Genomic DNA, 12,215 nt, shown 5'->3' on the forward strand with positions numbered 1-12,215 from the left:
TGTGGGCGGCGGTAGACTGTCCTACCGTGGCTCTTACTATTGGAATTGTCGGTCTTCCCAACGTCGGTAAATCAACGCTGTTCAACGCGCTCACGCGGAACACGGTGCTCGCCGCGAACTATCCGTTCGCGACCATCGAGCCGAACATTGGTGTGGTGAACCTGCCGGACCCGCGCTTGAACGCGCTCGCCGAGATCTTCGGCTCGGAGCGCATTCTGCCCGCGACCGTGTCCTTCGTGGACATTGCGGGCATCGTGAAGGGCGCGTCCGAGGGTGAGGGTCTGGGTAACCAGTTCCTCGCCAACATCCGTGAGGCGCACGCGATCGCCCAGGTGGTGCGCGCGTTCGACGACCCGGACGTGATCCACGTGGACGGCAAGATCGACCCCGCCTCCGACATGGAGACCATCAACACCGAGCTGGTGCTGGCCGATCTGCAGACCATGGAGAACGCGATCCCGCGCCTGGAGAAGCAGGTCAAGATCAAGAAGGGTTCGCCCGAGCAGCTCGCCGCCTACCAGGCCGCGCAGAAGGTGCTCGAGGAAGGCCGCACGATTTTCGAGGCCGCCGGTCCCGAGAAGCTCGAGCTCGATCAGTTGCGTGAGCTGAACCTGCTGACCGCCAAGCCGTTCATCTACGTGTTCAATGCTGATGAGGGAGTGCTGGACTCGCCGGAAAAGCAGCAGGAGCTGTCTGATCTGGTCGCGCCGGCGCAGGCTGTGTTCCTGGACGCGAAGCTCGAGTCCGACCTGGTGGAGCTCTCCGATGAGGAAGCGCGCGAGATGCTGGAAATGTCCGGCCAGGAAGAATCCGGCCTGGACAAGTTGGCCCGCACCGGTTTCCAGACTCTGGGTTTGCAGACTTACCTCACCGCCGGCCCCAAGGAATCCCGCGCCTGGACCATCAACAAGGGCGACACCGCACCCAAGGCTGCCGGGGTGATCCACACGGACTTCGAGCGCGGCTTCATCAAGGCTGAAGTCGTGTCCTTCGACGACCTGGTTGCCGCAGGCTCCATGGCTGATGCCAAGGCTGCGGGCAAGGTACGTATGGAGGGTAAGGATTATGTGATGGCGGATGGGGATGTGGTGGAGTTCCGTAGCGGATTAACCTCTGGTGGCAAGAAGTAGAAGAGTGAGGTCATCGGTGCGGGCGAGGAAGGCACACCATTGTCGAGATTGACGGAACTGCTGCGGCAGGTGCGCAAGGCGGACCCGCAACTCGGTGCTGATCTAGAAGCCGAGATCACGGCACTCACCAAGCGTCGCACGTTCGGCCTCGTCTTCGAGCAGCATCAGCCTGAGGCTGTCGAGTTGCCGGGCAGGCCTGTGCGCCGTGGCGACAAGGTGCGAGTGCTTCCGCCCCGCGGGGAGACCAAGGGCGGGGACCAGCGGCTGTGGCGAGTGACGCGGATCGAGCGCGTCGATCGACAGCGGGTGGCACACCTCGCGGAGTTGGGCGCCGAGGAGCCCGCGACCCAGGCTGTCCTCGCTGACGACGTGGTGGTTGTCGCAGAGTTCCGGGATCGCATCTACCCCGGCCTCGTGGAGACGGGCAGGGTCGAGCGAGGCGGCGATAAGCCGTTCCACACGGTCATCAACGCCGAGAACTACCACGCACTGGAGATGCTGACGTACACGCATCGGCACTCCATCGACGCCATCTACATCGACCCGCCGTACAACACCGGGGCGAAGGACTGGAAGTACAACAACGATTACGTCGCCAGCGATGACGACTACCGGCACTCGAAGTGGCTGGCATTCATGGAGCGCCGGTTGAAGATCGCCCGCGAGTTACTCAAACCCGATGACTCGGTGCTCGTTGTCACTATCGACGAGAAGGAATATCTGCGCCTCGGTCTACTGCTGGAGCAGACGTTTCCCGAAGCGAACATGCAGATGGTCACCTCATCAATCAAACCGTCTGGCTCGCAGCGGGGAGATGAGTTCTCACGAGTGGAAGAGTTCATCTTCTTCGTGATGTTTGGAGAGGCGAACCCGGCCACGAGCACCACTGACATGCTCAGGGATGCCGATGGAGACGCCAAGTTGGCCACGGTTACTTGGCAAGGCCTTCGCCGGAGGGGCAGCACTGACTGGAAGAGAGCGCACCGCCCGAACGGCTTCTACCCGCTGTTCATCTCATATGAGGACGGTGCCATCCATTCGGTCGGTGAGCCAATCCCCCTATCCCAGGATCGCTATTCGGTCACCTCGCCCGAGGGGACGTGGGCAGCGTGGCCACTCGATCCGAAGGGTGAGGAAGGAAGGTGGCAGGTATCTCCTGCACGTCTCCGAGAACAACTGGCTGAAGGCACCGCAGCCTTGCGGAAGGCAGACCATGACGCTGGTACGGCATCCGTCGTCTACTTGAAGGGCGGCGACCTAGCCGCTGTCCGCTCTGGCGCTTTCGAGATCAACGGGCGCGATGCGGAGGGCAAACTCAACATTGTGCCTACGGCGCTTGCCACTAGGAAGGCGAAGACGATGTGGCTCATGCCTTCCCACGACGCCAGCGCCCACGGCACGGCGCTACTGTCACGGTTCCTCCCCAGTCGTAAGTTTCCGTTCCCGAAGTCGCTGTACGCGGTTGAGGACACCCTGCGGTTCTTCGTGAAGGACAAACCAGAGGCGGTCGTACTTGATTTCTTCTCTGGTTCGGGGACGACGGCGCATGCGGTGATGCGGTTGAATCGTCAGGATGGCGGGCGTCGCCAGTGCATCTCGGTGACCAATAACGAGGTCTCGGCTGATGAGCAGGCTGGGCTCAGTCGGAGGGGCCTACGCCCTGGAGATGCCGACTGGGAGGCGCTGGGCATCTGCGACTACATCACGAAGCCGCGCCTCACGGCTGCGATCTGCGGCCAGACCCCGGAGTGCGCGCCGATTAAGGGCGACTACAAGTTCACTGACGAGTTCCCCATGTCGGAGGGCTTCGAGGAGAACGCCGCGTTCTTCACCCTCACCTACGAGGCACCGTTGTCGGTCCGACACAATCGGGCGTTCGAGCGGGTCGCACCGATGTTGTGGCTGCGGGCGGGCTCGCGCGGTCGGATCATCAACGACCTCGGTGAGGACGGCTGGGACGTGGCTGATTCCTATGGCGTCCTGGAGAACCTGGACCAGGCGGATGAGTTCGTCGCGGCGGTGGGCGCTCGGGAGGGCATCGAGATCGCGTACGTCGTCACGGATGACGACAGTGCCTTCCAGATGGTGTGCCGGGAACTTCCCAACGGTGTCCTGCCGGTGAGGCTCTACGAGTCGTACCTCCAGAACTTCGAGATCAACACGGGACGGAGCCTGTAGATGCGTTACACGCTGAAGGACTACCAGGCCGAAGCCGTCCGGGATGTGCTGCGGAACCTAGATCGAGCCCGAGATTCCTACCGTCGCTACGGTGCGCTCTCGCAGTTCTCACTCACGGCAACCACGGGCGCGGGCAAGACCGTCATGGCCGCGGCAGTGATCGAGGCGCTGTTCTACGGGAACGACGAGTTTGATTTCGCGCCCGACCCAGGTGCTGTAGTCCTCTGGTTTTCAGATGATCCAGCGTTGAACGAGCAATCGCGTGCCCGCATTCAGGCGGCTGCGAGCGAACTGGATTATCGGCTTCAACCTGTGTCCGCGGACTTCACCGATGTCCACTTCCGCCCGCGAATGGTCTACTTCCTCAACACACAGAAGTTGAGCAAGAACTCGAGACTGGTCCGCGGCGCTACGGGTCGGACCGAGTCGTCCGCCGCAGGCTTGTTCGAGCCTTTGAGCCGCCCTGACAACGCACAGTCCTCGATTTACGACACGATCACCAACACCATCGCCAACGAGGACCTGACCCTCTACCTCGTGCTGGACGAAGCGCATCGAGGCATGGGGACACGGGCGAGTGAACGGTCCACCATCGTGCAACGGCTCATCAACGGCCAGAACGCGGTGCCACCCATGCCGGTGGTGTTCGGCATCTCGGCCACGGTCGAGCGCTTCGAGGCCGCAATGAAAGATGCCAAGGGCCGGGACGCGCTGCCGTCGGTGCAGGTGGACTCCGCGCTCGTGCAGGCCTCCGGTCTGTTGAAGGACGACATCGCACTGTCGATCCCCGCCGAGGACGGCGCGTTCGAGACGGTGCTGCTCACCAAGGCTGTCGAGAAGATCAAGGCCTCCCAGGCAGCGTGGGAGGACTACGCACACGAACAGGGCGAGGCTGAGGCCGTCCGTCCGCTCCTGGTGGTTCAGGTCGGGGACAAGCCCTCGCAGGAGACGCTCACGCGGACACTGGACACGATCTACGAGGCGTGGCCGGAGTTGCCCTACGACGCCGTGGCGAACGTCTTTGGTGAGCACACCGACCTAACCATCGGGCAGCAGATCGTGCCCTACATCGAGCCGCAGCGGGTGCAGGACGCGACGCATGTGCGGGTGTTGCTGGCCAAGAGCGCGATTTCCACCGGCTGGGACTGCCCGCGAGCCGAGGTGCTCGTCTCGTTCCGTCCGGCCAAGGACCGCACCCACATCACGCAGTTGCTCGGGCGGATGATGCGCACACCGCTGGCTCGGCGCATCCCCGGCAACGAACTGCTGAACTCGGTGGACTGCCTGCTGCCGCTCTTCGACCGGAAGACCGCGACCGGGGTCGCGGAATTGTTGATGAAGGGCGCGACGAGCAAGGACGCCGACGAAGGAGAGGACGGTGGCGGCGGTCTGGGTCGCCGGGTGCTGTTCGACCCGATCCCGCTGCATCCGAACCCGGCCATCGCTCAGGCGGTGTGGGAGCGGTTCTCAGCCATCCCCTCGGTGACGATCCCGAAGAAGAACGTCAAGCCCATCCGCAGGCTCACCGCACTGGCTACGGCGCTGTCGAAGGACCACCTCATAGATGAGGCCGTGGAACAAGCACACAAGCACCTCCACGCCGTCCTTGACGGGCGCGCGGTGCAGTACAAGGAGAAGATCGCGAAGGCCCGCGAGGACGTGCTTACGATGGAAGGCGAGGAAGTCCGAGGCCGAGTCGGCGGCGGGTTATCCTACCGTGCGTTCTCTGTCAGTGCTGACCCGCGCGCCATCGAGGACTACTACCGCACGTCCACCCGCGTGCTGAGCCCGGCATTGTGCGCTTCCTACGTCGATTACCTGGTCGGGCCAGACGGCGACGAGGATGAACTCCTCGAAGCCCACATCGCCCTCGCCTCGCTCGGGCGAGTTCCCGAGATCGCGCAGGCCGTCGAAGCCGAGGCAGATGCGCTGGCCCGTGACTGGCTCACGCAGACCCGCGTCGCACGCAAGGGACTGACCGACGAGCGCCAGGCCGAGTACGACGGTCTGGAGTCGATGTCCACCATCCCGGAGCCGATCAGCCTCACTACGCCGAAGAACGGCCAGGCCGACACCAAAGTGCGCCACCCGGACGGCACCGAGGAGGACTTGCCCACCCGCGAGATGCATCTGCTCGCATCCGCGGACGGGACGGTCCCGATCACCTTGAACGAGTGGGAGCGCAAGGTCCTCGACTCCGAATCCGCGCAGCCCGGCTTCCAGGGCTGGTACCGCAACCCCGACCGGGCCGCAAAGGAATCCCTCGCCGTGGCCTACAAGGACGAGATGGGTGACTGGAAGGCGTTGCGCCCGGACTTTCTCTTCTTCGGCACCAACCATGACGGCAGCGTCGCCGTGGACCTTGTAGACCCGCACGGGCACCATCTCTCCGACGCCCTGCCAAAACTCCGAGGACTGGCTGACTTCGCAGAGCGGTTCGCGAACGACTTCCGCCGCGTCGAGTCCGTGGCCGAGACTGGCGGCGTGCTACGCGTCCTCGACCTCACCAAGCCTCGCGTGCGGGAGACGATCCGCGATGCCCAGAGCGCCAAGGCACTGTACGAGTCGGAGTTGGCCAGTGACTACTGACCTGCTCACCCAACCCGCGCCCATTTCCCACGATCATGCGGTGGTCTGAGGAATGGCCGCACCACAGCCAGCATGGTCCTACGCGACTCTGAAGGAAGTCGCCGCCGTTCTGGCGGACACCGCCGATGGTCTGACCGGGAAGGAGATCGGTAATCTCCTCCTGCGCCTCGGCATGGCGGACCCGCTACCTACCGCGACGAAGCGTGATCGGTTGACTGAAGCGTTCGTCGCTCGACAGAACAAGGACAGCAACCCTCGGCGCATCATCACCTTCATCGTGCACGCGATGGAACCTGTCCGCTACCGTGACCGACCTGAACTGTTCACCCTGCGTCAGGACCGTCTCAACGAGCGATTGGCGTTCGTGGGGCTGCACGTCAACGACAAAGGCCAGGTAGCGCGAGGGACTCGCGCGCAGACACTCGATGAGGCGACACGGATCGCAACCTCGATCCGTGATGAACTCCAGCGACGCAAGACCCACTCAGAGGTGCTGCGGTATTGCTCGGTGGAAGTTCTGAAGCGCGCGCACTTCCACGCCTGCCTAGAGGCGACGAAGAGCATCTTCGACAGACTCCGAACGATGACGGGCGTGTCGGGCGACGGCGCGACGCTGGTGGATGCTGCGCTCTCGTTGGGCAAGAGCGGCACACCAGCGCTGGCGATCAACTCGCTGAGCACACAGACCGAGAAGGACGAACAGACGGGCCTCGCGAACCTGGTCAAGGGACTCGGTGGGCTCTACCGCAACCCCACCGCTCACGATCCTCGCCTCAATCGGTCAGTCAGCGATGAAGAACTGCTGGAGGTCCTGACGATGGTGTCCATGGTCCATCGGCGGCTCGACGGGGTGCGGCGATGAGCGAACACGAAGACCCTGACAAGGACGCCGACTCCGGCGATGAGCAGGGGCAACGTTCCTCCGAGAGCGGCTCGATGGGTTCGGATGATGGTGCGACGGACGCACCCCCTATCGGCTTCCGCATGCCCGTTGGCTTCTCCCAGTCGCTGCTTCCCACTGCCGACTTTGCGTCCCGCATCATCGCGCCATGGCAGAAGCAAATGCAGGAACGTGTGAGATCGATGCTTCCTGAGCCATCGACCTATGTCCGCGGCATCCTTGAACCGCTGAATCAACGCCTACAAGAGCAGATCACGTCGGCGCTTCCTGACATGGATGAGATTGCTCTCCAGGTGCTCGGTCCCTTCAACGAACGAGTCCACGAGCAGATGGCGTCTATCACGGCGAACTTGCCCTCGTTCTCGATCCCATCGACTGATCTCTCCGCGATCCGCGACCTTGCTGCGAGCCCTGGGATGGACGCGCTCATCCAGCAGATCACCGAACAGCATGCACGCATACTGGAGGACTTCCGGTCGTCCCTCGGCCCGCTCTTCGACACAGACGCGCTCCGAGGCATCAACCGCGCTCTCCTGCCTCCGAACCTGCGGGAGCATGCAGACGAGGTTCATGCCCACGATGTGCACGAGTTCGTGGAGCAGGAAGGTATCCCTCTCTACCTCGTGCCTCGCGGACGTACGGCCTTACGGTTGCTTCGGGCGAAGGATCGGGCAGCCAGGAGGCGGGTGCTCGGTGACTGCTATGAATCGCTCATAGAGGACTGTGCATCAGTGCTGGAGAATGCCGACCAGGGAGCGATTGGCAGCGAGGTGAAGTTCGCGCTCGACGGACTCGGTGCGATGCGCGCGGGACACCCTCACTCGGCACAAGCGATGTTCACCGTCACCCTGGACACCCTTATCTCTCGCTTCTACCCCAACAAGGAAGCACGTAGGTCCATCACGAATCGCAAGAAGGGTGCGAACGTGCCGGACACCATAGATGAGATGGGAGTTCGCGAGGCGTTCGTGTGGCTGCCGATCTGGAATGCGCACGAGGAGTTCTGGAAGCACAAAGGCGACCAGGTGCCGCACTACTACTCGCGCCACGCAAGTGTCCACAGTGTCTCGTCGCGCCAGTTCAGCAAGCGCAACTGCGTACAAGTGCTCATGCTCGTAACCAGCCTTATCGGTTATGCGGGGCAGATCACTGCCGCGCGTCGCCATACCACCGCTTGATCGCCGCGCCTCCGTCCGAGTAGAGCACCTTGTTGCCATTGCGCAGCGCCTGCTCGAACAGTACGCGTGCCTCCCGGAGCGACTCCACCGTGTAGAAGTTCCGCACGTAGGACAGGTCCTTGCTCGTCCGCCTGTGCAGCCCGTGTTTGACCGGAAGGGCGTGAATCAGGTCGTTCCGCACCACCCGCGCCTCAGCCAGCAGCGACAGGAACTCATCTATCCCGTCGAGTGGAGGTCGGATGCCCTTCAAGCGGTTCTCCAGCGTGCCGAGAGGGTCGTTGTAGAGCGCCGCCGACTCGAACCGTCCGTGGATACGCAGCACGTCGAAGGCGATCCCGGCCAGTCCCGCGGCGGCGTAGGTCGCACGCCCGAGTTCGAGGAGGTACTCCTCGTGGTCTGGATGTCCTGGGTCACCCGCGTACCCGGCGCTCGAAGTCGTCATCACTCTATTGTCCCGTGGCCAGCGAATAAGTCTGCCCGCGGACAATAAGCGTCGGCAGCGCATCGGGATGGGAATGGTGCGATTAGCTGAGTGGGAGCAAGTTCTCTCTGATACGAGTCCGGTCGTGGAAGTCGCGTGCCTGGACGTAGACGAGGCCCTTACGCACGCAGCTCAGGGACCGACGCATGTCCACCGTTTGCGGGAGCTCTTTGCGGTCAGTGAGCTGTTGCACGTTGCACCGCACGATAGACAGTCGCGCGCGACACCCCCATCAGCGCGGCTACCTCTGAAGTGGTGTGTTCTCCTGTCCCCACGAGCCCGACTAGGTGTCGCTCTTGCGCAGGGGAGAGCTTCGGTTGCTTGCCTCGGAGTCGGCCGCGTGCCTTCGCGACCGCCATGCCTTCGCGCGTCCGTTGGCGGATGAGGTCCGCTTCGAACTCGGCGACCATGCTCAGCACGTTGAACAGCAGTTTGCCCATCGGGTCGGCGGGATCATGGACCGAACCTCCAATGGAGAGTCGTGCCCCGCGCTCCTCGACCTCGGTAGCGATGTCGGCGGCATCCCTCACAGATCGTGCGAGACGATCCAGCTTCGTGACCACGAGGGTGTCGCCCTCCCGTAGTGCTGCGAGGGCTTCACGCAGGCCTGGCCGGTCTCGGCTCGTGCCGGATAGTCCGGCGTCTGTGTAGACGCGCGATCTCTCGACTCCGAGTGCTGCTAGTCCTTCTCGTTGCGCGGTGAGGTCCTGATCCTGATGCTGGGTCGAGCAACGGGCATAGCCGATATGCATGACCGTCTCCTGTCTCGTTTAGGGGCCGCGAGCGGGCAGTTCTCCGGGCGGGTCTTACGTACATGAGCGACAGGCGCAAGGTGTGACTTTCGCCAGTAAATGGCGCTGTTCTGTCGATGCTCAATGGCGGCTTCCGCTCCCGGACGATGCGGGCGGAGCTGCGCTGGCGGACGTTCCGTGAGCCGATCCCCAACCGGGACATCGTGAGGTCATCGCGGTGCAATTGAAGCCCACTGCCGTGAGCACCGCCTGACGGGGCGCAGCGCCCGGGCGTTGGCCCGAGTGAGCGACTGATCATCAGAATCGAAGACCGCGCACGGCGGTGGCCAGGGTAACCTCGAGCAGCTCGCGCTTGCGTGGCTGCGGCACGTCCCGCAGCGCGCCGGAGGTGCACAGCACCGAGATCCCGTGCACCGCGGACCACAGGGCGACGGCCGCGTCGAACCGTGCAGCATGGTCGTCGACGACTGCGGAAGCTTCCCGTTTGAGACCGCCGACGAGTTCCAGCAGCCGGGCGAACGGGTTGTCTCGGGAGTCTTCCTCGGGCAGCTCGAAGCCGCTGGCGAGGCACCGGAACAGCATCTGCCGGTTCAACGCGAACTCGAAGTACCCGCGGCCTGCGGCGATCACCTGCTCCGTCGCCGGGGCATCGGCAGCCACTTCCGATACCGCGTGCTGCATCGATTGTCCGAGGGCGTCCGCCGCGGTGTGGCGGACTGCCTCCAGCAGAGAGTCCTGGCCCGGGAAATGCCGGTAGGCAGCCGAGGGCGAGACGCCGGCGCGGCGTGCGGTCTCCCTCAGTCCGACCGCCTCGGGCCCGCCTTCCGCGGCGAGCTCCACGCCGATGCGCACCATCTCCTCGCGCAGGTTGCCGTGATGGTAAGGCTTGGTGTTGACAGTGTTCACACACTCACGATACCGTCACCACGATGTGGACACCGTTCACATAGTTGTTGTGCGTCCCGTTCCCTGCCCTCATTCGATCGAGGAGATCCCGTGGATCTGCTGCTCCTGTCCCTACTGCTCGTCACCGGCTTCGTGGGCTGCGCGGAATTCGCATCGGTCGCCCTCGTCCACCCCGTGATCCGTCGCCTGCCCGTCGAGGACCAAGTGGTGATGGAGAAAGGGCTGCTGCGCACCTTCGGCCGGGTGATGCCCGTGGGGATGACGGCGGCGGCGATCCTTGCCGGCCTCGGCGTCGCGCGCTACGGCACCGTCTGGTTGGCGATCGCGGCCGGCGTGCTCACCATCGCCCTGGTGGTGACGATCCTCGGCAACGTCCCGATCAACCTGTGGACGGGTCGCATCCCGGGCGGCGAGGTGCCCCTGGACTTCCAGGCCAAGCGCCGCCGGTGGGACGTGTTCCAGGCCGTGCGCGGCTCATTGCAGCTGATCGGCTTCGTCCTGGTGAGCATCAGCACCGCCGCGTCCTGAGAACGCGGGCGGTTTCACCACCATCACCGGCCCGTACCCCCTGTCCTCCCACTCGACACCTGGAGCCATTCATGTTCACGCTGACCCGCCCCTCCCGCATCGCCGCCGGTTCCCTCCTCCTCGCCATGCTCGGCATCGAGGTCGGGGGCAACTACATCCTTCAGCTCGTCCAGGGCAGTGCGCCCGCCACCGAGTTCCAACTGACCTTCTCTCGCGCCGGGCACGGCCACGCGGGGTCGCTGGCCACGCTCGGGCTGGCGACGATTGTGCTGACCGATGCCGCCGGGCTGTCCGGGATCCGCGGGCAGGTGGCGCGCTGGGCAGTCCCGGCCTCGGCGCTGCTCATGCCAGCAGGGTTCTTCCTCTCCTCGGCCGGGGAAGGGGCCACCGAACCAAACACACTGTATCCGCTGATCTACGTGGGGGCGGGCACCCTCGCCGCCGGGCTCGTGACCCTCGGAGGCAGCCTGCTGTCCCAGGGCATCCGGCCCGCCGGCTCGGCGGCCGAAACGCCGTGAGAGCCGTGGCGGGCGAGGACCTCAAGCGCCCCGATGCGGTCACGAGCAGTTCCGCACCTGCCGGGGCCACCCGAGGCCGGCCACGCTCGGCGAGCTCCCATGCCCCCATCTGGATGCTCGGGCGGACGATGACCCGTAGTCCCGTAAGCCGATCCTCCACCGTACGTCGAGCGAGCTTCCTCCTCGACGACTCTTTACGAGGGATTGCCATGTACGGAAGACCCGTACGGTGATATGGGCGGTGAGGGGAGGGCAACTGCAACAATGGGCACATGCATGTCGGCTACGCGCGGGTCTCGACTCTCGAGCAAGACCTCTCCGCCCAACGGGAAGCGCTCGAGCGCCTCGGAGTCGAGAGCAAGAACATCTACTTCGACCACGGCCTGACCGGAACTACCCGCGCCCGGCCCGGGCTGCGCGAAGCGCTGGCCGCGACCCGGGAGGGTGACACCCTGGTGGTGACCAAGCTCGACCGGCTAGCCCGCTCCCTCCCGGACGCGAGGGACATCGCCGACGAGCTCACCATCAAGGGAGTCGCGCTCAGCCTCGGCGGCAGCGTCTACGACCCCAACGACCCCGTGGGCCGGCTGCTCTTCAACGCGCTCGGCATGGTGGCCGAGTTCGAGGCGGACCTCATCCGCCTGCGCACCCGCGAGGGCATGGCCATCGCCAGATCCAAGGGCAAGCTCAAGGGCAAGAAGCCCAAGCTCTCGCCCTCTCAGCGCAAGCACCTCATGACCTTGCATACGGCTGGCGAGCACACCCAGGCAGAGCTCGCCGAGCTGTTCAACGTCTCCCGCACCACCATCTACCGCGAGCTGCGCCGCACCACGACCACCTCCTGACCGCCCATGCCCCGCCACTGAGCGATCACAGAAGCCCGCCACTGAGCCATCAAATCCACAGGCGCAAGGCTTGCTCCAGCGGACTGTCCGGTCAACGTTCGCCTTACGCACATGCTCCAGCCATCTGAACGGTGGTGCCGGGGTCTGTCCGTTAAACGGTGTGTGGGGTCCGGCGGTTCTCATTAGTGAGTGGTTCTTTCGAACCGTCC

General features: G+C 64.3%; 11 protein-coding genes. 8 read left to right on the forward strand and 3 right to left on the reverse strand.

The window, feature by feature from the left end; genetic code table 11:
* Positions 1-26 precede the first annotated feature (26 nt).
* Genes ychF through ABD283_RS05355 form a run of 5 tightly spaced genes read left to right on the forward strand, consistent with a single transcriptional unit; the run spans position 27 to position 7,976 of the window.
* Positions 27-1,130, forward strand: coding sequence for a redox-regulated ATPase YchF (gene ychF, locus ABD283_RS05335; protein WP_344223967.1), 1,104 nt, complete (start codon positions 27-29; stop codon positions 1,128-1,130).
* A 39-nt stretch (positions 1,131-1,169) separates the two neighbouring features.
* Positions 1,170-3,308: a site-specific DNA-methyltransferase gene (locus ABD283_RS05340; RefSeq protein ID WP_344223968.1), complete on the forward strand. Its 2,139-nt coding sequence runs from the start codon at positions 1,170-1,172 to the stop codon at positions 3,306-3,308.
* Complete coding sequence (locus ABD283_RS05345; protein ID WP_344223969.1) at positions 3,309-5,897, forward strand: DEAD/DEAH box helicase; 2,589 nt, start codon at positions 3,309-3,311, stop codon at positions 5,895-5,897.
* Positions 5,898-5,949: 52 nt separating this feature from the next.
* Positions 5,950-6,759, forward strand: coding sequence for a TIGR02391 family protein (locus ABD283_RS05350; RefSeq protein ID WP_101624587.1), 810 nt, complete (start codon positions 5,950-5,952; stop codon positions 6,757-6,759).
* Complete coding sequence (locus ABD283_RS05355) at positions 6,756-7,976, forward strand: hypothetical protein (RefSeq protein ID WP_101624588.1); 1,221 nt, start codon at positions 6,756-6,758, stop codon at positions 7,974-7,976. The genes ABD283_RS05350 and ABD283_RS05355 overlap by 4 nt, the downstream gene beginning before the upstream one ends.
* On the opposite strand, the gene ABD283_RS05360 is transcribed toward ABD283_RS05355, so the two are convergent.
* From ABD283_RS05360 to ABD283_RS05370, 3 genes are all read right to left on the reverse strand, one after another.
* Positions 7,945-8,418, reverse strand: a complete 474-nt coding sequence (locus ABD283_RS05360) for a hypothetical protein (RefSeq protein WP_344223970.1) — start codon at positions 8,416-8,418, stop codon at positions 7,945-7,947. The two genes, ABD283_RS05355 and ABD283_RS05360, sit on opposite strands and share 32 nt — an antisense overlap.
* 215 nt (positions 8,419-8,633) lie before the next feature.
* On the reverse strand, positions 8,634-9,209 hold the full coding sequence (locus tag ABD283_RS05365; protein ID WP_136788982.1) for a recombinase family protein: 576 nt from the start codon (positions 9,207-9,209) through the stop codon (positions 8,634-8,636).
* 297 nt (positions 9,210-9,506) lie between these two features.
* On the reverse strand, positions 9,507-10,115 hold the full coding sequence (locus ABD283_RS05370; protein ID WP_270257276.1) for a TetR/AcrR family transcriptional regulator: 609 nt from the start codon (positions 10,113-10,115) through the stop codon (positions 9,507-9,509).
* A gap of 90 nt (positions 10,116-10,205) precedes the next feature.
* Here ABD283_RS05370 and ABD283_RS05375 point away from each other — a divergent pair, with 90 nt between their 5' ends.
* The 3 genes from ABD283_RS05375 (at position 10,206) to ABD283_RS05385 (ending at position 12,006) form a co-directional block, all read left to right on the forward strand.
* Complete coding sequence (locus ABD283_RS05375) at positions 10,206-10,643, forward strand: anthrone oxygenase family protein (protein ID WP_344223971.1); 438 nt, start codon at positions 10,206-10,208, stop codon at positions 10,641-10,643.
* Positions 10,644-10,714: 71 nt separating this feature from the next.
* Positions 10,715-11,161: a hypothetical protein gene (locus ABD283_RS05380; protein WP_144943285.1), complete on the forward strand. Its 447-nt coding sequence runs from the start codon at positions 10,715-10,717 to the stop codon at positions 11,159-11,161.
* 272 nt (positions 11,162-11,433) lie between these two features.
* The gene (locus ABD283_RS05385; RefSeq protein WP_015011457.1) at positions 11,434-12,006 is read left to right on the forward strand and encodes a recombinase family protein; all 573 of its coding nucleotides are present in this window, start codon (positions 11,434-11,436) and stop codon (positions 12,004-12,006) included.
* The last annotated feature ends 209 nt before the right edge of the window (positions 12,007-12,215 follow it).

The organism is Kocuria atrinae (assembly GCF_039531425.1).
Classification (GTDB): domain Bacteria; phylum Actinomycetota; class Actinomycetes; order Actinomycetales; family Micrococcaceae; genus Kocuria; species Kocuria atrinae.